21 protein-coding genes are annotated in these 21,236 nt (G+C 33.6%); 11 read left to right on the top strand and 10 right to left on the bottom strand.

The window, feature by feature from the left end; all coding sequences use genetic code 11:
• The first annotated feature begins 253 nt into the window (after positions 1-253).
• Positions 254-1,297, top strand: a complete 1,044-nt coding sequence (locus ABEB18_RS02935; protein WP_348797532.1) for a DUF6515 family protein — start codon at positions 254-256, stop codon at positions 1,295-1,297.
• A gap of 67 nt (positions 1,298-1,364) precedes the next feature.
• Here ABEB18_RS02935 and arfB read toward each other — a convergent pair whose 3' ends face one another.
• From arfB to ABEB18_RS02915, 4 genes are read right to left on the bottom strand one after another with little or no spacing between them, the layout of a single operon-like run.
• Complete coding sequence (gene arfB / locus ABEB18_RS02930; RefSeq protein ID WP_348797531.1) at positions 1,365-1,766, bottom strand: alternative ribosome rescue aminoacyl-tRNA hydrolase ArfB; 402 nt, start codon at positions 1,764-1,766, stop codon at positions 1,365-1,367.
• A 1-nt stretch (position 1,767) separates the two neighbouring features.
• On the bottom strand, positions 1,768-3,894 hold the full coding sequence (locus tag ABEB18_RS02925) for a DUF4301 family protein (RefSeq protein ID WP_348797530.1): 2,127 nt from the start codon (positions 3,892-3,894) through the stop codon (positions 1,768-1,770).
• Positions 3,843-4,478 carry a nicotinamide riboside transporter PnuC gene (gene pnuC / locus ABEB18_RS02920; RefSeq protein WP_348797528.1) on the bottom strand — a complete coding sequence of 212 codons (636 nt, stop codon included), beginning with the start codon at positions 4,476-4,478 and terminating at the stop codon, positions 3,843-3,845. The genes ABEB18_RS02925 and pnuC overlap by 52 nt, the downstream gene beginning before the upstream one ends.
• 22 nt (positions 4,479-4,500) lie before the next feature.
• Complete coding sequence (locus ABEB18_RS02915; RefSeq protein ID WP_348797527.1) at positions 4,501-5,226, bottom strand: phosphoglycerol geranylgeranyltransferase; 726 nt, start codon at positions 5,224-5,226, stop codon at positions 4,501-4,503.
• A 101-nt stretch (positions 5,227-5,327) separates the two neighbouring features.
• On the opposite strand from ABEB18_RS02915, the gene ABEB18_RS02910 reads away from it, so the two are divergent.
• The 3 genes from ABEB18_RS02910 to ABEB18_RS02900 all read left to right on the top strand — a co-directional run bounded on the left by ABEB18_RS02910 (position 5,328) and on the right by ABEB18_RS02900 (position 6,680).
• Entirely contained in the window at positions 5,328-5,924 is a 597-nt protein-coding gene (locus tag ABEB18_RS02910; protein WP_348797526.1) for a Crp/Fnr family transcriptional regulator, read from the top strand.
• Between the two features lie 76 nt (positions 5,925-6,000).
• Positions 6,001-6,282: a hypothetical protein gene (locus ABEB18_RS02905; RefSeq protein ID WP_348797525.1), complete on the top strand. Its 282-nt coding sequence runs from the start codon at positions 6,001-6,003 to the stop codon at positions 6,280-6,282.
• Positions 6,283-6,284: 2 nt separating this feature from the next.
• Positions 6,285-6,680 (top strand): group III truncated hemoglobin, encoded by a 396-nt coding sequence (locus ABEB18_RS02900; RefSeq protein ID WP_348797524.1) that lies wholly within the window; start codon positions 6,285-6,287, stop codon positions 6,678-6,680.
• Here the strand turns inward: ABEB18_RS02900 and ABEB18_RS02895 are convergent.
• Positions 6,673-7,317: a 4'-phosphopantetheinyl transferase family protein gene (locus ABEB18_RS02895; protein WP_348797523.1), complete on the bottom strand. Its 645-nt coding sequence runs from the start codon at positions 7,315-7,317 to the stop codon at positions 6,673-6,675. The two genes, ABEB18_RS02900 and ABEB18_RS02895, sit on opposite strands and share 8 nt — an antisense overlap.
• Positions 7,318-7,578: 261 nt before the next feature.
• Here ABEB18_RS02895 and ahcY point away from each other — a divergent pair, with 261 nt between their 5' ends.
• The 3 genes from ahcY (at position 7,579) to ABEB18_RS02880 (ending at position 11,743) form a co-directional block, all read left to right on the top strand.
• Positions 7,579-8,895 (top strand): adenosylhomocysteinase, encoded by a 1,317-nt coding sequence (ahcY, locus tag ABEB18_RS02890; RefSeq protein ID WP_348797522.1) that lies wholly within the window; start codon positions 7,579-7,581, stop codon positions 8,893-8,895.
• 105 nt (positions 8,896-9,000) lie between these two features.
• Positions 9,001-9,333 carry a DMT family transporter gene (locus ABEB18_RS02885; protein ID WP_348797521.1) on the top strand — a complete coding sequence of 111 codons (333 nt, stop codon included), beginning with the start codon at positions 9,001-9,003 and terminating at the stop codon, positions 9,331-9,333.
• 88 nt (positions 9,334-9,421) lie between these two features.
• Positions 9,422-11,743, top strand: coding sequence for a patatin-like phospholipase family protein (locus tag ABEB18_RS02880; RefSeq protein ID WP_348797520.1), 2,322 nt, complete (start codon positions 9,422-9,424; stop codon positions 11,741-11,743).
• 73 nt (positions 11,744-11,816) lie between these two features.
• On the opposite strand, the gene ABEB18_RS02875 is transcribed toward ABEB18_RS02880, so the two are convergent.
• Together ABEB18_RS02875 and ABEB18_RS02870 are read right to left on the bottom strand one after the other, a co-directional pair.
• Positions 11,817-12,566 carry an SDR family oxidoreductase gene (locus ABEB18_RS02875; RefSeq protein ID WP_348797518.1) on the bottom strand — a complete coding sequence of 250 codons (750 nt, stop codon included), beginning with the start codon at positions 12,564-12,566 and terminating at the stop codon, positions 11,817-11,819.
• 75 nt (positions 12,567-12,641) lie between these two features.
• Positions 12,642-12,929 carry an ArsR/SmtB family transcription factor gene (locus tag ABEB18_RS02870; RefSeq protein ID WP_348797517.1) on the bottom strand — a complete coding sequence of 96 codons (288 nt, stop codon included), beginning with the start codon at positions 12,927-12,929 and terminating at the stop codon, positions 12,642-12,644.
• Positions 12,930-13,048: 119 nt separating this feature from the next.
• Between ABEB18_RS02870 and ABEB18_RS02865 the strand changes: the two genes are divergently transcribed.
• Positions 13,049-14,806 carry an ABC transporter ATP-binding protein gene (locus tag ABEB18_RS02865; RefSeq protein ID WP_348797516.1) on the top strand — a complete coding sequence of 586 codons (1,758 nt, stop codon included), beginning with the start codon at positions 13,049-13,051 and terminating at the stop codon, positions 14,804-14,806.
• 75 nt (positions 14,807-14,881) lie between these two features.
• Here ABEB18_RS02865 and ABEB18_RS02860 read toward each other — a convergent pair whose 3' ends face one another.
• From ABEB18_RS02860 to ABEB18_RS02850, 3 genes are all read right to left on the bottom strand, one after another.
• Complete coding sequence (locus ABEB18_RS02860; protein ID WP_348797515.1) at positions 14,882-17,302, bottom strand: ribonucleoside-diphosphate reductase subunit alpha; 2,421 nt, start codon at positions 17,300-17,302, stop codon at positions 14,882-14,884.
• Between the two features lie 259 nt (positions 17,303-17,561).
• On the bottom strand, positions 17,562-18,542 hold the full coding sequence (locus tag ABEB18_RS02855; protein ID WP_348797514.1) for a ribonucleotide-diphosphate reductase subunit beta: 981 nt from the start codon (positions 18,540-18,542) through the stop codon (positions 17,562-17,564).
• A gap of 259 nt (positions 18,543-18,801) precedes the next feature.
• Positions 18,802-19,374, bottom strand: a complete 573-nt coding sequence (locus tag ABEB18_RS02850) for a DUF3109 family protein (protein WP_348797513.1) — start codon at positions 19,372-19,374, stop codon at positions 18,802-18,804.
• A gap of 255 nt (positions 19,375-19,629) precedes the next feature.
• On the opposite strand from ABEB18_RS02850, the gene ABEB18_RS02845 reads away from it, so the two are divergent.
• From ABEB18_RS02845 to ABEB18_RS02835, 3 genes are all read left to right on the top strand, one after another.
• A complete protein-coding gene (locus ABEB18_RS02845; protein WP_348797512.1) occupies positions 19,630-20,208 on the top strand; it encodes a MarC family protein in 579 nt (192 codons plus the stop codon).
• Positions 20,209-20,326: 118 nt separating this feature from the next.
• A complete protein-coding gene (locus tag ABEB18_RS02840; RefSeq protein WP_348797511.1) occupies positions 20,327-20,530 on the top strand; it encodes a hypothetical protein in 204 nt (67 codons plus the stop codon).
• A gap of 5 nt (positions 20,531-20,535) precedes the next feature.
• The gene (locus tag ABEB18_RS02835) at positions 20,536-21,144 is read left to right on the top strand and encodes an FAD-dependent oxidoreductase (RefSeq protein ID WP_348797510.1); all 609 of its coding nucleotides are present in this window, start codon (positions 20,536-20,538) and stop codon (positions 21,142-21,144) included.
• The last annotated feature ends 92 nt before the right edge of the window (positions 21,145-21,236 follow it).

The following is a 21,236-nucleotide window of genomic DNA, read 5'->3' as shown; positions in this document are numbered from 1 at the left end:
TGAGACAGCGCAAAAGTAAAAAAGATTTTTAGAAATTTATAGCGTTTCCTGATTTTGTTTTAATCACACTTAATGCTATTGAACTATCAAAATCATTTATTTTTCAATTCAAACCTAAAAATATTACAAAATAATAACATCAGATATTTCCTTTAAACAAATAAACAATAAGATAAATTTACTAATTTAGCTACAGTTAATTCTTATACAGGTACTTATAAAAAAAACAATTTAACTTCTTAAAACTTTCAAAATGAAAATAATAAAAGTAACACTTACAAGAAAAGCATTTCTATGCTTATTTGGTCTTCTTCTATTCATCACAGCTGAAAGCTTTGCTCAACACCGTGGTGGTGGTGGCACACGTGGTAGTGGAGCTGCACATGGAGGTGGGGCTACACATGGAGGAGCTACACACAAATCAATGCCATCGAGATCAGCTTCTCAATCAAGGCCAAATGTTTCTTCAGCTAATCGAGGGACTTCTGGAATTAAAAAACCATCAACTGTTAAAAAACCAAGCTCAATAAACAGTAATTCTAAAATTGGTAACAATTCAAAAGTTGGTAACCGAAATAGTAATACCATAAATAAAAACAAAGTTGGTAACAAAAATAATATCGGTAACAAAACAAGTATTGGCAATAAAAACACCAACATTAAAGGTGGTAACAAAATAAACATAGACAACAGCAAAAAAAATGTCAACGTCAATGTTAATAGAAACGTTAATGTCCATAATAACCGAAATACTTATGTAAGACACAACAGTAGGCCATATGCTAGACCTCCTTATAGATATGGTGGCTATCGTTACAATTGCTACCACCCTTATTACCCAAGACCTTATCGTCCTTTTTACTGGGGACCAGCTTGGCATCCATGGGGTTTCTTTGTTGCTACTTTGGCTACAACTGCTATTATAGTTAGCGTTGAAAATTCAAAATATCACTACGATCAAGGTGTTTGGTACCAACCAACAAGTGGTGGTTATCAAGCTGTAGCTGCTCCAGTTGGGGGAACCGTAACAACTATTCCTAGTGGTGCACAAACCATAAATAACGGAACAACGGTAAACAATTATTATTACGGTGGTTCGTATTATGAAAAATCATCTAATGGTTATACCGTAGTTGCTCCCGAAGCAGGAACTCTAGTGGATAATTTACCCGAAGGCGGTGAAGAAGTTACTGTAGGTGACACAAAATATGTAAAATTTGGTGAAACTTACTACCAACCAGTTCAAGTTGATGGAAAAGATATGTATGAAGTAGCTTTGGTTGAAGAAGATAAATAACAACAAACATTAATCCTTTAAAACAAACAGCAACCTTTTATAGGTTGCTGTTTTGTTATTATATATTCTATAATTCAGGTCTTTTTCGAGACTGCTTCAATTCTGACATGTTCTTCTTGTCTTTTATTCTCTTTTGGATTACTGATTTTGGAATCTTGGTAGGTTTTCTTTCTTTCGGAACATGTAATCCTCTTTCAATAATATACAAAAACCTTTTCGTTACTAAATCCTTATTCTTAAGCTGACTCCTATCTTCATCACAATTCAGAATTAAAATTTGATCAACAGTAAGTCTATTTGCTATTTGAATTTCTAATAAAGCTTTTTCTTCTTCACTCAATCCTTGAGAATTTTTCAAATCAAAAGACAACACAACTTTAGACGAAACCTTATTCACGTTTTGTCCACCGGCTCCACTGCTTCGTACTGCCTTATACTTTATCTCCGAAAGGATAATTTCTAATTCCATTTTATAATGGTTGATGAGCTGGCTTTAATAAATCATTTACTGTTTTCACAGGATTGAAAGTAAACAAAGGAACTTCAACAAAAACAGTCAACCAATTGGCCATAGCCCCATTCCATAGACCAGGAAGTTCGTAGGCTTTTAAATCCTTTCCTCCATGATTTTTATAAACAATAAAACCACTATCCAGATCAATAAATTTTTTCAAATCAAACCTCTGCCCTTGATAATTTCTTAATCCACAAACTAAATCTACTGGATTAAAATGTGTTGCATTGCTAAGTATTTTCAATTGTTCAGCATTATTCAAATCAACCTGTGACGTCTCCACAATCTGTAATGTTCTTCTCCCATCTGCACCCATTACCCAAAATGGTCCTCCTCCAGGTTCTCCCTCATTTTTTACCATTCCACAAATGCGTATAGGTCGATCAAGCAATTCTTTTAATTTACTTATTTGGTTCTTAAGTTTAAATTTTGAAAAATCAGCGTTCACTTCTATATTCAATTGATTTTTTAGGAAAAGAGTAATCTCACCTATTCCTTCAATAGTCATTTCCTCAGTATCCAAAGCATTCATATATTCAAATATTTGGCTTTGTAATTCCATTAAAATTCCTGCCAAAGCTTTTTTATAAAAAGAAATTTGATGAATATTATTTTGAATCACATTATCAATATTTTTCACAAAAACAAGATCTGCATCAATTGCATTTAAATTTTCAATCAATGCACCATGTCCACCAGGTCTAAAAACTAATTTATCATTTTCATCTCGAAAAGGGCTATTATTTAAATCCACAGCTATGGTATCGGTTTCTTTCTTTTGATAGGAATACGATACAGCAATTTTTGAATTCGATTTTATTTCAACATTCTCTTTTACTTGATTAATAATAGACTCAAACTGCTCTTGATGATTTTCGGAAACCGTTAAATGCAAACTAGACTTATCATTTGAAGTTGCATAAAAAGCACATTCATACAAATGCTCTTCAATAGGAGCAGAAATCTTGTTGGGATATTTATGAAATGGTAATATCCCTTTAGGCTTATTAGCAAAATCAAAATACTCTGAAGCCAATAATGTTTTTATAAAATAATAGTTTTTATAATCACGTTTAAAAGTATCAAAATCGGGATATATTTCATGCAACTTTTTATCAATCTCTATAAAAAAAGGAAATTTATCCATCCCAACAATAAAAAGTGGCAACTCAGTATCCTTCTTTCGATTGATATAAGCATTGATTGTTTCATTTCTTAAATCAAAATCATTTAAAAAAGTTGACAAAAATTTAAACATTCTTGTAGCTGCGCCTGAAGCAGGAACAAATTTTAGCAACTGAAGTTTAGATTTATTCTCGTCAAAAAAAACGGCTTTTTGCTCAAAATCAGTTTCTGACAATTTTAAAATCCCATGATTATGGGTGGCTGGATTCACTAAAACTGTTTTTGGAATTCCTTCATTAAAAATCTCTAACTGTCTCTTAATATTTTCAATTGGAATACCATGCTCGTAAATTTGAACAAAATCTGCAGATGACAACCCCATTTGCAATGCCTCTGTCAAGTCTTCAATGATGTCAACAGCTATTTTCAAACGTGTTTCTTTGTCACCAGAAATAGTAATAAATGGTTTTTTATTATCAATTAATGATTGTTTAAATGCTCCAAAAACATCTTCCCTTCCATCTGGACTATCTCGCAAACCATCATCTTCCCAAGGGACATCAATATCGGTCAAAAAGAATAAATCATATTGATGCGAACGCGCTGCTTTATCCAATAACGAATCACAAAAATTATAATACAACTCCGAAAAAACCTTGGTTACCAACAAATTAGTATCACAAAACAGATAACGATTCGCTTTTAAAACTCCTTCATTTTCCAATTTTGTTTGCCCATAAGCTATCGGCAACATATCATCAATGTCACAAATTCCACGACCGCTATCTAATTTTTCTTGTAAATAATCGCGTGCAAACTCGGGAACCCAAACCGTTTTGTAATAATCGGCGAGCTGGGTAGCTAGGGTTGTTTTACCTGTTGATTCTGGACCAAAAATGGCAATTTTTATAACTGATGAAGCTCCAGTTTTTGTGAGTTGTACAAGATTTTCTTCCATTCTAAATAGCCATAAATGGCAATAATTGTAAATATTATATATTGAAAACTGGTAAAAGTGTATCCTTTGGCAAAATAAAGAGGTATTGAAAGTAGATCCCCTACAATCCATAAAACCCAATTTTCTACTTTTCTTTTAGCCATTAACCACATTCCAACGAAAAAAATTGCAGTCAAAAATGTGTCTAAATAAGAGTACCAGTTGGTAAATTTATCAAAATAAAGATATACAATAACTACAAAAAAAACGGTTAATGCAAAAATAATGGTTGCTGTTACCATTTCTTTGCTGTTCATCGAAGAAATTGGAAATTCAACGATATTATCTTTCTTTCTTGTCCAATGATACCACCCATAAAAACTCATTATAAAATAATACACATTAATCATGGAATCTCCCAACAAACTCCATTGCCAAAGTAAATACGCATAAATAGATGTGCTTATTAAACCAGTTGGAAAAACCCAAATATTATCTTTCTTAGCAAACCATACACTCAAAAGTCCAAAAAAAACAGCAATAAGTTCTAAATAAACCTCGTGAATTGGATAACCACTATATTGGGCAAATAAATAATCAAACATTTTATTCTACAATTTTAGTATTTTAAGAATTAAAAAAATCAATATTCTTTTCGAAAGCAGTTCCAATTACTACCAAATCTGCACCAGCTTCATACGCATTTTGAATAGCTTCACGATTTGCAATTCCGCCACCAACAATTAATGGAATTTGAATACCCTTTGAAACCTGATAAATCATCTCTAGGGGAACAGCGTGCTTTGCTCCACTTCCTGCTTCTAGATAAATAAGTTTATTACCCAACATTTGGCCAGCCTGAGCTGTATAAATAGCATATTCGATATTATTACGGGCTAAAGGCTTGGTTTGACTCACTCTTTCTACCGCAGTTTGAGTCCCGCTTTCAATCAACATATACCCAGTAGGTATGATTTCTAAATTCATCCTATTCAAAATAGGAACTGCATTTACTTGATGTTCTATCAAATAATCTGGATTTCTACCGGATATTAACGACAAAAATAGAATCCCATCGGCCTGAGATGAAATCTGAGAAGTATCACCTGGAAACAAAAGAATCGGCAAGTTGATTTCTTCTTTTAAACGAATAATTAATTGGTCTAAAATTTTCGATTCTACTATACTTCCACCAACAAAAATGTGTGTTGCTGGCGATTGGTTTATCTGTTCTATTAAATACGCTAAATGTTCCCAAACTATTTTGTCGGGATCCAGTAATATGGCAAGGGCTTTTCTGCCCGTTAGCTTGTATTGCAGTAATTCTTGGTATAATTCGTTTTTATATTGCATAGAACGGTAAAAGTAAAAGTTTTTTCAAAGTCTGTAAACAATTTTGAATGAATTATATTTGTTGTTTCGATTTCAGGTTTATTTTTTTTAAATAAAAAATTATGATTGCTTTAAAGTTACTGGAAGAATTTGGCGGATTGATAAAAAAATATCAAAAATCGGACATAGTCTTTCAAGAAGGAAAGTTACCTACGCATTACTACCAAATTCTTTCGGGTGAGGTTAAAATGAGTAATTATAACGATGACGGCCGAGAATTCATACAAGGCTTTTTTTATGAAAACCAATGTTTTGGCGAACCTCCTCTATTTATAGACAAACTATATCCTGCTACCGCAATTGCTGTTGAAGATGCCACAATTGTCTGTGTGCCTAAAAATCAGTTTTTAGAATTAATTTCCAAAAATCCACTGGTGGGATTAAAATTCGTCCAAAATCTATCACAGCGTCTTTATTACAAATCTGTTATGGCAGCCGAAATATCCTCTCAGGAACCAGAACACCGCATTTTGAAATTGATCGATTATGCTATCGAACATTTTAATTTTAAGAAAGATGAAAACGGTTATCTTATCAGTTTTACCAGACAACAAATTGGTGATCTAACTGGCCTACGAGTAGAGACTGTTATTAGAGCCATAAAATCATTAGAGAAAAAAAGTGAATTGAAAATAATTAAGCGAAAAGTTTATCGATAAAATTCTTATTATGATTTGAGTCATAAAAACGAGAAGCAATACAAGTGTAGTTTTGTTATTATAAAAACTACACATTATGACACTTTACAACTCAATATTCGAAAATTTCAACAAAAATTATTTTGGTGCAGCAACATTAGCCATAATCGGGCAAAGTTGTCTTGGTGCAGCGGCAGCCATGTTTGTTCTTTCTAACGGCACTTCATTTCTACAAATGGTACAACTAACCCTTATTGTACTATCAAGCATGTTTGCTAACACCTCAATTTTAGCTCAATTTAGTCGTAAAGTTGTTTTTAATCTTATGTTGATTAGTGTCTTTATTAGCATTATTTTGATTATTGTCAACAATCTTTAACGATGAAAAAAACAATAGAAAACCGAGACGACATCTCCCTTTTGGTTCATACCTTTTATACCAAAATAAGAACCGATGGGAAAATCGGTTTTTATTTTAATAGAACAATTCAAAATTGGGAAGAGCATTTAGAAAGACTTACCGATTTTTGGGAAACCAATTTATTCGCAGTCAAAAAATACAAAGGAAATCCGTTGGAAGTTCACACAAAAGTAGATGCCCTTTTTGGGGGTGTTATCACAACAAATGAGTTTGGAATTTGGTTAAACTATTGGCTACAAACTATAGATGATCTTTATGAGGGCGAAAATGCAGACATTTTAAAACGTCGTGCCAGAAAGATGGGTACGTTTTTATTCCTCAATATATTCGAACATCGAAATAAAGTGACTATATAAGTATTTTCCCCTCAAAAGTATAAACCAAAGTAAAACTTTCTACTTCTAGATAATACACCTCAAACTTCATTTGCAAATTATCAAAAAGAAGGCAAGCTTTAGTCTGATTTTGATCCAATAAAAAATTATCTACTTGAATATGATCTTTGAAGCTGATTCCTTTTTCGTTTCGGATCTTAAAAATAGCTTCTTTGGCTCCCCAAATTACGGTGAGTTTTTTGACATACTCATCTTGTAATTCGGGTTGTAGATACGTAAATTCCGAATCAACAAACTTATCAGCTATTCGAATGATTTTTTCGCGCTGCAATTCCATATCGATTCCAACGGTCTTATCGCTCACAATAATAGCTGCAAAATTATGCGAATGAGTGATTGAAATATGACGCTGATCACTCAAATAAGGTTTTCCGAATTTGTCATAATGCAAATCAAAATCGGAAACCCCTATTTCTTTAAATAACATTCTCACGCATAAAAAAGCTCTTTTATGCAACTCTGATTTCATCCCATTGAACCGCAATTGGGTTTTGGGTTTCAATTCTACTTTCGACTCCAGTTCCTCTAAGGATTCAGCTACTTTCCAAATCAGAATCCGAGTATTGAATTCAAGATCTATTGTTTTGTATAAAGGCATTGAGAATTTAGATTTTAGTCCCGATAGCTATCGGGATAGATTTTAGATTTTAGATTTCAGATTTTGAATTCCATTACGATTTAAGAAACACAATTATTGTCATATATTCCTTAAATCAAAAATTCTAAATAACTAATCTACAATCTAAAACACACTTAATAACAGCATTAAACAAATCACAAATATTGTCGAATGCTTTTTAAATCATAACTTATTACATAAATTTGCAAAAAATTTAAATATCATACAAATATACTATAAATGAGTACAACGACTACGCCTTATGTGGCTTACAAAGTAAAAGACATCTCTCTAGCGGCTTGGGGAAGAAAAGAAATTGAATTGGCCGAAGCTGAAATGCCAGGTTTAATGGCACTTCGTGCAGAATACAAAGACGAACAACCGCTTAAAGGAGCTCGTATTGCTGGATGTTTGCACATGACCATCCAAACTGCTGTTTTGATTGAAACTTTGATTGCTCTTGGCGCTGAAGTTACTTGGTCTTCTTGCAACATTTTTTCTACTCAAGATCAGGCTGCTGCTGCAATTGCTGCTGCTGGAATCTCTGTTTATGCTTGGAAAGGTTTGAATGAAGAAGAATTTGACTGGTGTATCGAACAAACTTTATTCTTTGGTGAAGACAGAAAACCATTGAACATGATATTGGATGACGGTGGAGATTTGACAAATATGGTTATTGATCGTTACCCAGAATTGGTAGCTGGAATCAAAGGATTATCAGAAGAAACTACAACTGGTGTTCACAGATTGTACGAAAGAGTAAAAGCGGGAACATTACCAATGCCTGCAATCAATATCAACGACTCTGTTACTAAATCAAAATTTGACAACAAATACGGTTGTAAAGAATCTGCTGTTGACGCTATTCGTCGTGCAACTGACTTGATGTTAGCTGGAAAAAGAGTTGTAGTTTGCGGATACGGTGACGTTGGAAAAGGAACTGCTGCTTCTTTTAGAGGTGCTGGTTCTATTGTAACCGTTACTGAAATCGATCCAATTTGTGCTTTACAAGCGGCTATGGACGGTTACGAAGTTAAAAAATTAGATACTGTAATTGCTAATGCTGATATCATCATTACAACTACAGGAAATAAAGATATCGTAGTTGGAAGTCATTTCGAGAAAATGAAAGACAAAACGGTTGTTTGTAACATCGGACACTTTGATAACGAAATTGATATGGCTTGGTTGAACAAAAACCACGGTGCTTCTAAAATCGAAATCAAACCACAAGTTGACAAATATACTATCGCTGGAAACGACATCATCATTTTGGCTGAAGGTCGTTTGGTAAATCTTGGTTGTGCTACTGGTCACCCAAGTTTTGTAATGAGTAACTCATTTACCAACCAAACTTTGGCTCAAATTGAATTATGGAACAACAGTGCAGCTTACAAAAACGAAGTGTATATGTTACCAAAACATTTAGATGAAAAAGTAGCTGCTTTGCACTTGGCTAAATTAGGCGTTGAATTGGAAGTTTTACGTGACGATCAAGCGGCTTATATTGGTGTTGAAGTTCAAGGACCATTCAAACCAGAATATTACAGATACTAGTATTAAGACTTTTAGTACTAAGAATTAAGATAGAACCCTCGCAGAAATGTGAGGGTTTTTATTTTTCATTAATAAAAAATATAACTTTGAACAAAAACTTGAGATATGAAAAACTTTCTATTTTTGATGATTGCGATTGTCTTTGAAATCATTGCTACTTCAGCATTAAAAAAATCAGCTGAATTCACCAAATTAATCCCAAGTATTATTACTATTATTGGTTATTGTGGAGCCTTTTATTTTTTGAGTTTTGCCATAAAAACAATTCCAATCGGAATTGCTTATGCTATTTGGTCTGGAGTAGGGATTGTTTTGATCACTATAATTGGTGTTATTTTTTTTAAACAAATGCTCGATTTGCCAGCTATTATTGGTTTAACTCTGATATTAATTGGAGTTATTGTAATTAATATTTTTTCTAAAACCGCAGGACACTAATTTCATTCAAAAAATTGCTCAATTACAAATAACTAAGTATTTTTAAACAAACAAAAAGGCCTCTATTTTTCACACTCATAAATATGCTATGATTATAAATAAAAAAACGCTGTTCATTATCCTGTTATTTGTAATAAGCCTTCCACAAATAATACTTTCTCAAGACAAAAAACCTAAAGTCGTATTAGTTCTAAGTGGAGGCGGTGCCAAAGGAATTGCTCACATTCCTCTTTTACAAAAATTAGATTCGCTACACATTGTTCCAGATCTTATAGTTGGGAACAGTATGGGAAGCATCATCGGGGGGTTATATGCCATGGGATATTCAGGAGACAGTATCGCAAGCATTACCAATCATATCGATTGGGATAAAGTTTTAGGAGGTGGTTTGTCTCTAAAAAATGTAGGTGTAGAAGAAAAAAGAGAATTTCAAAGATATTTAGTTGGAATTGGGGTCAAAGATGGGAAACTAAACAGTGTGAGTTCCTTATTAAACGATCAAAATTTAAGAGAATACCTTTCCGAACTAACTTTTCCTGTTTACAACATCAAAGATTTTGACAAACTTTCAATTCCCTTTCGGGCAATGGCGACTGATTTAGTCGAAGGAAAAGAAGTCATACTAAGCAAAGGAAGTTTGGCATACGCAATGAGAGCCAGCATGTCCTTACCAGCAATTTTCAATCCTATACCTCATGAAAAAACAGTTTTGGTTGATGGCGGCGTCATGAATAATTTCCCTACCGATGTAGCCAAACAAATGGGAGCCGATATCATTATTGGAAGCGATGTTGGTGGAGGAATGGAACCCATCGATAAACTGAACAGTCTCGTAACAGTCTTGATGCAAACCAGTATGTTCCCCAGCAATATTAAAAACCCAGCGAATCAAGCACTCTGTGACATTTTGGTCGATCATCTGCCCAATTTACGTTTTTCTACTGCTGATTTTGAAAAAAGTAGCGAAATTTATAAAGACGGTAAAATCGCTACCAACGAAGTTTTACCTGCTTTGACAGCTTTAGCAGAAAAATTAAAACCCTACCAACAACGAACTCATCAACTTCCAGAAACATTAAAAGAGTTTTCCTTTGATACTATTGTTTACAAAAACGTAAGTAAAGAAAATATTCCATTAGTAATCGCTCGAACAAACATTAAAACACATACCAAATATACTCCATCAGATTTAATTGCTGGAATTAATAGAGCGATGGGAACTAATCTTTTTGATCAAATCAACTATAGTTATTTTATTACAGATAAAGATAAATTAGGACTAACATTATATGGTCACGAACATAGTAAAAACCAACTCAACACTTCATTACATTATGACACCTACAGAGGTGTTGGCTTAATCCTTAACTATACTGCCAGAAATATTCTGACACAATCCTCTCGTCTAATTGTTACGGCTGACATAGCCGAACAGCCTAAAGCTAGAATTGGCTTTCAAAAAAACTTTAGTAAAAATAAAAGTTGGTGGTGGGGATCAGAATTATATGGTGCTTTTTTAAAACAAGAGATTTTTCTCGATGGCAAATCAGCCGATAATATGCTATACAATGCCTTCGAATTCAATACCGAATTCAATAAAAATTTAAACTCTCTAAAAAATTACGTTGGTTTTGGATTAAATTACAACTATACCGAATTAAAACCAAAATACAACTCCGATTACAATTCCAATATTTTCTCGATTCATAACTACAACTTTAAAAGCATTGAAGCTGGCATTCATTATTCGTATAATGATATGGATAAAGTATTCTTTGCTACTAATGGAACCATTTTAAAAGCCAATATAAATCGCTCATTACTAACTGATGTTAATATTTCGTATTTAGATGAAACCTTGCCCGCCGTATCGGGTTCGACAAATGGTTATACCAAATTAGGATTTACTTTTGAAAGAAGAATAATTTTTAAAAAAAGAATATCAGGAATGATTGGCTTTGATTCTTATTTTATGTTCATGGATAAACTTAAAAACCATCAATCTCTGAGTGATTTTGGTTTTGCAGCAAAATATTTTATGGGAGGTATTATTCAGAATTCAGGAAGCTATCGTTTTTCTTTTCCTGGTCTTCATGAAGACGAACTCAATGTCTCACAATTAATGGGAATTAGACTGGGTACACAAATAAATGCAATTGGAAAGCTATACCTCACTCCTCATTTTAATCTGGCTAGTGTAGGCTTTGCTAACTTTAATGATTACATTGGCAATGCCTTTAGCCCTAAAGGAAATTGGGACGACAGTTTAGAAACAAGCTTGGTACTATCAGGAGGAGCTGCAATTTCGTATCAATCTATTTTAGGTCCCATACATTTTGACACTTCGTGGATAAATAATTTCGATACAGTGCGATTGTTTTTTAGCGTAGGTTTTTCATTCAACCCTTAATAATAAATTTTTTATATAAATCCAAGTAGCGCTTTAACTCGATTAAATCACTACTTGGATATATTTTCACAATTTACAAAGTTGCTGCTCCCCCATCTAATAACAATTCACCACCAATCATAAATTTAGAATCATCTGAGGCCAAATACAAAAAGCCTTCAGCCATTTCCTCTGAAGTTCCTACTCGTTTTGCAGGTATGGTAGAAGCAAAATGAGCTTTGGTTTGATTTGCTTCTTCTTCCGAAGCACCATCTCTCTGGAATATAGGTGTATCGATTGGACCAGGAGACAAAACATTCACACGGATATTACGATCTAATAATTCAGCCGATAAGGTTCTGGCTAAAGAACGCACCGCTGCCTTAGTAGCAGAATAAGCCGCTGTTGTTGCATATCCTTTGTGTGCTACCGTTGAAGCTGTAATAATTACCGATGCCCCATTGTTTAAATACGGTAAAGCTTTTTGAATCCCGAAGAAAACACCCTTAAAATTAATATCACTGGTTTGATCAAACATTTCCTCAGTATATTCGGTTATCGGTGCCGCAATAAAAACTCCAGCATTTACAACCAATACATCTATTTTACCAAAAGTATCACTAATGGTTTTATAGGTGTTGTCAATGGCTTTCAAATCCGATACATCACTTGTCAAACCAATAGATCCTTGACCTATTTCAAAAACAGCTTTATCTATAGTTTCTTTATTGCGTCCCGTAATTGCCACTTTTGCTCCTTGTTGAGCATACAATTTGGCTGTTGCCAATCCAATACCGCTATTACCTCCTGTAATCACAGCCACTTTGTTATTCAATTTTTTCATAATTTCTTTAATTAATTTGATTGTTTTAAGTATTTAAATATCTAAATATTTCGATGTTTTGAAATAAAAAAAAGGCTAAAGCCCAAAATTGCTAACATAATTAGCATAAGCAGCACAAATTTCTCTGTTTACTACAAATTTTAGATTACGACCTTCTTTATCTGCTATAAGCAATTCAGCATCGATCAATTGTTTCAAATGATGAGACATTGTTGACTGAGCCAGATTGAACTCCGAAATCACATCACAACACTGTACACATTCTTCACTTTTACCCACCATCTTCATGATCTTCAAACGATAGGGATCCCCTAAAGCTTTAGATATTTTTTCGACTTGCTTAATTGTTAATTCCGTAATCATGCAACAAATATAAAAATATATTTTTTATATATCGAAATATTTCGATGTTTTATTATAATTTTGTTTCCTTTCAATCAAAAAGGGATTGCAACTGAATCTTTCTACCTAATACATTTTTTATGAAAACACTATATAACTATATAAAAACCCACAAAACACTTTTATATATTGCCCTATTTTTGGCCACAATCAATCAATGTTTTTCGATGTTTGACTCCATCATTATTGGAAAATTACTAAATGAATGCGGTGTAGGAGTTGCTAATTTCAGTCACAACAAACTTAATTTTATAAAAGCCGTTTTAGGTTGGTTGGGATTATCACTTGGAGCAGCAATGGTGTCCAGAATTACAAAAAACTTTCAGGATTATTACACCAATATTATCATCCAAAGAACTGGTGCTCAAATGTACACGGACGGTATTCAAAAAGCATTACAATTACCCTTTCAAGAATTTGAAGACCAACGTTCTGGTGAAACTTTAGGAAAACTCCAAAAAGTAAAAATTGATTGCGAAAAATTTATCACTATATCCATTTCGTTAATTTTCCAATCTGTAGTTGGCATTGTTTTTATAGTGGTCTATGCGGTGAGTATTCATTGGCTATTAGGCCCAATATTTTTAATAACAGTTCCCGTAATTGCCTTTGTTAGTTCTTTTTTAGGCAAAAGGATCAAAAAAGTTTCTAAAGAGATTTTAGGCGAAACAACCGCTTTGGCTGGAGCAACAACAGAATCTTTACGCAATATTGAACTTGTAAAAAGTTTAGGTTTAACAGAACAAGAAGTCAACCGACTCAATGCAACTACCATAAAAATTCTTGGATTAGAACTCAAAAAAGTACGCTTCATCCGTTCGTTAAGTTTCATCCAAGGCACAACAGTTCATTTTATGAGAACCTGTTTAGTGTTTTCATTGTATATGTTCATTTTCCATGACATTATCAAACCCGGAGATTTGATTACCTTGATGTTCTTTTCTTTCTTTTTATTCAATCCATTGCAGGAATTAGGAAATGTAATCGCCACTTACAATGAGACCAAAGCTTCTATGGATAACTTTGGAACCTTAATGAATTCAGAAAGCGAAAAAATCCCAGTCAATCCAAAAACTATTGGAGCTATTAATCATTTACAATTTCAAAATATATCATTCAAACACCAAAGCGCAAACACCTATGCGGTAAAAAACATTTCGTTTGATACCAAAGCTGGCGAAACTATAGCCTTTGTAGGACCTTCAGGAAGCGGAAAAACAACTTTGGTAAAAATGCTCGTTGGTTTGTACAACCCAGCTGAAGGAGCCATTTTTTACAATGAAAAAAATGCAAATGACATCGATCTTACCGAGTTAAGACAACAATTGGGATTTGTAACACAAGATGCTCAGCTTTTTTCGGGCACTATAAAAGACAACTTACTGTTTGTGAAACCCGATGCAACTGATACCGAAATCAATGAAGTATTGCAAAAAGCGGCATGTCAGAATTTATTAGCGAGAGCAGAAAACGGTATTTACACAACTATTGGTGAAGGCGGTATTAAAGTTTCTGGAGGGGAAAAACAACGCCTATCTATTGCCAGAGCTTTGTTACGAAATCCACATTTATTACTCTTTGACGAAGCAACTTCAGCATTAGATTCGATTACCGAAGAGGAAATTACCAAAACCATTCGGGACATTTCATCCAAAAAAGATCAAATAACCGTTTTAATCGCCCATCGTTTATCTACGATTATGCATGCTGATAAAATATTTGTTTTAGAACAAGGGCAAATAATTGAGCAAGGTAAACATGACGACTTACTAGCCGAAAAAGGACTTTATTATGCGATGTGGAGACAACAAATTGGAGAGAGAAAACAAGAAGCATAAAACAATAAATCCGTTATAAAAAAAATAGCCATTCCTATTCAGGAACGGCTATTTTTTTTATAATGTCATTATCAATTAAGACCCACACATTTCGCAATCTTCTGGGCCAGCATTTTTAGCTAGTTCGATCATAGCTCTGTATTCTTCTACTGACATCGAAGTATCAACCTCTACGGCTTCAGCATTTCTAACTTGCGGTTTAGATTCTGGAATAGAAACAGTTTTTTTATCGTTATTCAAAGTAAACTTAATGGCATCTACCGCTGCTTTCGTTCTCAAATAGTACATTCCTGTTTTCAGACCTGACTGCCAAGCGTAAAAGTGCATCGATGTTAATTTTGAATAGTTAGCATCTTGCATAAATAAGTTTAATGATTGCGATTGATCCACAAAATATCCTCTCTGACGAGACATATCGATAATATCTTTCATAGACATTTCCCAAACGGTTTTGTACAAGTCTTTCAAATTTTGAGGAATGATATCAATATTTTGAACAGATCCGTTTTGACGCATGATTTCTTGCTTCAAGTCTTCATTCCATAAACCAAGTTTTACTAAATCGTGTAATAAATGTTTATTAACAACAATAAACTCACCAGACAATACACGTCTTGTATAAATGTTAGAAGTATATGGTTCAAAAGCTTCATTGTTTCCTAAAATCTGAGAAGTAGAAGCTGTTGGCATTGGAGCTACCAATAATGAGTTACGAACACCGTTTTTCATAACTTCTTTTCTCAATGAAGCCCAATCCCATCTTCCTGACAATTCTTCATCTTTTAATCCCCAAAGATTGTGTTGAAATTCTCCATTAGACATTGGAGAACCTTTGAAAGTAGAATATGGACCTTCTTCGATTGCCATTTCCATAGAAGCTGTACATGCGGCAAAATAAAGTGTTTCGAAAATTTCTTGGTTTAATGTTTTAGCTTCATCACTGGTAAAAGGCATACGCAACATGATAAAAGCATCTGCCAAACCTTGTACACCCAATCCTACTGGTCTGTGACGTAAATTAGAATTTTCTGCTTCCTTAACTGGATAGTAATTTCGGTCAATTACTCTATTCAAGTTACGAGTTACACGTTTGGTCACATCGAATAACAATTGGTGATTGAACGCTCCGTTCTCAACAAACATTGGCAAAGAAATAGAAGCTAAATTACAAACTGCCACCTCATCGCTAGAAGTATATTCTAAAATCTCAGTACATAAGTTTGATGAACGAATCGTACCTAGATTTTTTTGATTTGATTTTCTGTTCGCTGCATCTTTGTACAACATATATGGAGTTCCAGTCTCGATTTGAGATTCTAGAATTTTTTCCCATAATTCACGCGCTTTGATGGTTTTTCTACCTTTCCCTCTAAACTCATAATCTGTATATAACGCTTCAAATTCTTCTCCATACACATCATACAAACCTGGACATTCGTTAGGACACATCAAGGTCCAAGTTGAGTCTTCTTGTACGCGTTTCATGAACAAATCTGAAGTCCACATTGCAAAAAACAAATCCCTTGCACGCATTTCTTCTTTACCTGTATTCTTTTTCAAATCAAGGAATTCAAAAATATCAGCATGCCAAGTTTCGATATAAATGGCAAAACTCCCTTTTCGTTTTCCACCTCCTTGATCTACATAACGTGCCGTGTCATTAAACACTCTCAGCATCGGTACAATTCCGTTTGAAGTACCATTAGTACCACGAATATAAGATCCTGTAGCACGAACATTGTGAATAGAAAGCCCTACTCCACCAGCAGATTGTGAAATTTTTGCGGTTTGTTTTAAGGTATCGTAAATACCATCAATACTATCATCTTGCATTGCCAAAAGGAAACAAGAAGACATTTGCGGTTTCGGTGTTCCAGCATTGAACAATGTAGGAGTTGCATGTGTAAAGTACTTTTTAGACATTAAGTCGTACGTTTCCATAACCGATTTTAAATCGTCTAAGTGAATCCCTACCGCAACACGCATAAGCATATGCTGTGGGCGCTCTACAATTTTACCGTTTATTTTCAATAAATACGATCGCTCTAAAGTTTTGAAACCAAAGTAATCGTAGTTAAAATCTCTATTATAGATGATATGGGAATCTAAAAATTCAGCATTTTCCATAATCACTCTATGCACTTCTTCGGCTAATAATGGAGCTTCAAGATTGGTTCTTGGGTTGATGTAATGAAACATTTCATTCATCGTTTCCGAGAATGATTTTTTTGTATTCGAGTGTAAATTTGATATCGCAATACGAGCAGCCAACTGTGCATAATCAGGATGTGCGATTGTCATAGAAGCAGCAGTTTCTGCAGCAAGATTATCAAGTTCTGATGTCGAAACTCCATCATATAAACCTTCAATAACTCGCATAGCTACTTTAACTGGATCTACCAATTCGTTCAAGCCGTAACATAATTTTTTAATTCTATCTGTAATTTTATCAAACATTACAGGCTCCTTGTGACCATCTCTCTTTACTACGTACATACTATCAAATTTATTTTAGTGAATGAATTTCGACTTACGAATAGTAGGAATTCATAATTCATTTTTTACTCGGTGTTGACACATAACTCCCTTCGATATTTTGCTTCATTTTAAAAAAATGCAACAAAATGCCGTCATAAGTCCCTTTAATATTGGGCTGAATCAACTTAGTTTTTAGATTTGGGGGAACTTAAAAACTACTTAATTTATAACTATTTTATTTTATTATTTATTGTATCAAATTCTGGTTAGAGACTTCTTAAAAATCAGCATCAAAGCTAATTTTTTGAGCATCACCACTTTCGGAAACTTTAACTCCAGATTTTTGATATTCGGCAACTTTTTTCTCGAAGAAATTAGTTTTTCCTTGAAGTGAAATCATATCCATAAAATCAAATGGATTGGCAACATTGTATTCTCTTGCACAACCTAATTCTACTAATAATCTATCAGCAACAAATTCAAGATATTGTGTCATTAAGTTTGCATTCATACCAATCAAACTCACAGGAAGTGATTCGGTAATAAATTCTCTTTCGATATCTAAAGCATTTACAATAATTTCTCTAATACGCGTCTTTGGGACTTTATTTACCAAATGATGATTGTGTAAATGCACAGCAAAATCGCAATGAACTCCTTCGTCACGTGAAATCAATTCATTTGAGAAGGTTAAACCAGGCATCAGACCACGTTTTTTCAACCAGTAAATAGAACAAAATGCTCCCGAGAAGAAAATTCCTTCTACTGCTGCAAAAGCAATAAGTCTTTCTGAGAAAGAATCGGACTCTATCCATTTAAGAGCCCAATCTGCTTTTTTTCGAATAGCTGGAAACACATCCAAAGCATTAAACAACTCGGATTTTTCTGCTTCATCTTTTACATAAGTATCTATTAAAAGTGAATACGTTTCACTATGAATATTTTCCATCATAATTTGGAATCCGTAGAAAAACTTAGCCTCGGCATATTGAACTTCATTTACGAAATTCTCTGCCAAATTTTCATTAACAATCCCATCTGAAGCTGCAAAAAATGCTAAAATGTGCTTAATAAAATAACGCTCATCATCATTTAATTTATGATTCCAGTCGTTTAAATCTTGCGACAAATCAATTTCTTCAGCCGTCCAAAAACTAGCTTCCATCGTTTTATATCTTTCCCAAATATCATGATGCTTGATTGGAAAAATAACGAAACGATTTTTATTTTCTTGTAAAATTGGTTCTATTTTAGACATGGGATTTGATGTTTATTTTGATTTTTTATAATGAAAACTGATACGAAAATCGAATTACAAAGATTATGAAATAATGCGGTTTTTAAAAGTCAAACTTATTCACAATCACTCTTAGTTTTTAACAACAAATAGATTTTTAAGAGAAATTTCTTACTTATTTTATTTTACTGATTACTAGGTGTTTAACTCAATAAAAACGATGTAAACCCCCATAAAATAATCCTTTTTAAGAAAAGAAGAAGAAGTTCACACAACTAAACTACAAGCCATTTTTTAGGTCTTCGGCTACTTTTTCAAGTTCAAGATACCAGTCATTTCCGAAGCGACGAATAAGAGCTTCTTTTACAAATTTGTAAACGGGTACTTCGAGTGCTGCACCAAGAGAACAAGCGTCATCACAAATATCCCATTTGTCATAATTTACCGCTGCAAATTCAGAAAAATCTTTAACTCTGATAGGATACAGATGACAAGAAACTGGCTTTTTCCAATCGACTATTCCTTGATTATAGGCTTGTTCAATTCCACAAAGTGCGGTTGGCCCATCAAAAATAACGTAAGCACAATCTTTATTATCAATTAAAGGTGTTTCGAGATCACCATCGGTACCATTGATCCAAGTTCCCTGAGCTTCAATAGCTTCAATTCCTTCTTTTCGTAAAAAGGGTTTCACTTTTGGATATAACTCTTCCAGAACCTTTGTTTCTTCCAAGCTCAATGGTGCTCCTGCATCACCATCGACACAACAAGCTCCTTTGCAGGCAGACAAATTACACACAAATTCTTTTTGGAGTATATCCTCCGATACGATGGTTTTTCCTAGCTGAAACATTTTGCAAAGGTAACTAAAGATTCAGGAAATAAAAATAAGGCCGAAAACTTAAACTCATAAAATGGATAAATTAACACATTGCACCAATTTTACTTACATAAAAATCAAATCCAAAATAAGCGAGTCTATTTAACACTTGATTCATTTATGCACAAACTATCAGATTAACAACAAAACATTCTAATTGAAAAAAATATATGTACTTTTGAAAGCTAAAACAACAACAAAGTAATTATTTATTAAAAAAACTACAAGATGCTGGATTTTGATATTAAAGAGATTATTACAGTCGGAATGGTTCTTTTTGCTGTTATTGATATTGTGGGATCAATACCCATCATTATTGGTTTACGAACCAAACATGGTCATATAGAATCTGAAAAAGCAGCGCTAGTGGCTGGATTTATTATGATTATTTTTTTATTTATTGGAGAAGAATTTTTGAAATTGATAGGTATAGATGTGCATTCATTTGCCGTTGCTGGTTCTTTTGTTTTGTTTTTTTTAGCGTTGGAAATGATTTTGGGCATTCATCTTTATAGAGACGAAGAAGCCAGTTCTGCTTCTATCGTTCCTTTAGCATTTCCTTTAATAGCTGGTGCTGGAACTATGACAACTTTACTCTCTTTGCGATCACAATTTCACACTATCAATATAGTTATCTCCATAGTACTCAATATCATACTCGTTTATATTGTTTTGAAATCATCTGGAAAAATAGAGAAATTATTAGGAAAGAACGGACTTGGAGTGATTCGTAAGACTTTTGGCGTAGTCCTATTGGCAATAGCTGTTAAATTATTTGCTGCTAATGTTAAAGGCTTGTTTCTCTAAAGAAAAAAATTATACTTTTACCCACTAACATTATTACGGGACTTAACTCAATCTTATTTGACCGTGCTAAAAACAAATTATGATTAAAAAATTACTTGTAAAAACTAAAATATAACCTATGAAAATTTTTACTAACATCTTGGTGTTCTTAGCCATTTCGCTGCTCATTTTCAATGTAACCTTAATTGATTTTAAAAATCCTTTCCAAGGAGATAGTGTAATAGCACTTGTAGGTGTAGTTGCCTCATTTTGTGCTGTATTAATTCTTCTAATTTTTAGAATGTCTAAAAAGATAGTAGAAAAAATGAACGATAAAGCCTAACTATTGTGTTCGACGTATTGATAATTGGTGGTGGTGTTTCGGGAATATCCTGTGCAATGGTATTAGGCTCTGCAAAAAACAAATCCTTTGTTTCAGAAAAAAAAATTGGAATTTTCACACACCAAAAAACCTCTTCTCTTCAAGAAGCTATTTTTAATAATGCCTACGGAATACCAGCAGGTAAATTAGGTTCGGATTTATTGGCAGAAAGTACGCAACAATTATTTGATACTTACCCTCATATCATCCAAATTCCTGAAGAGAAAGTACTATCAATACAAGGGAACTACCCTGACTTTACGGTAACAACTAATAAAAACTCATATAGAACCCGTACTATCGTAATCGGAATTGGGTCGGCCAACACATTTAGCATAGAAGGCTTAATGCAATTTGTAGAACCCCATCAAAAAGCACTTCCCGAAAAACAAAGAATTCAACTAAAAAACATTGACCATAAAGTGGCTGATGGTATTTATGTTGCTGGAACTTTGGCTGGCTGGAGAAGTCAATTGACTATTGCCGCAGGAAGTGGAGCATCTGTAGCTACAGATTTGCTTACTTTATGGAATGAGGGAACTCAAACCCACTCTCACGATAGTATTAGGAAATAAACAGCAAATTCGTTTATTCGTTTATTCGTTTATTCGTTTATTCGTTTATTCGTTTATTCGTTTATTCGTTTATTCGTTTATTCGTTTATTCG

Origin of the sequence: Flavobacterium adhaerens, assembly GCF_040045115.1 — a bacterium.
GTDB classification, from domain to species: domain Bacteria; phylum Bacteroidota; class Bacteroidia; order Flavobacteriales; family Flavobacteriaceae; genus Flavobacterium; species Flavobacterium adhaerens.
Note: the sequence above shows the minus strand (reverse complement) of the source record. Positions and strands in the feature narration are given on the sequence as shown.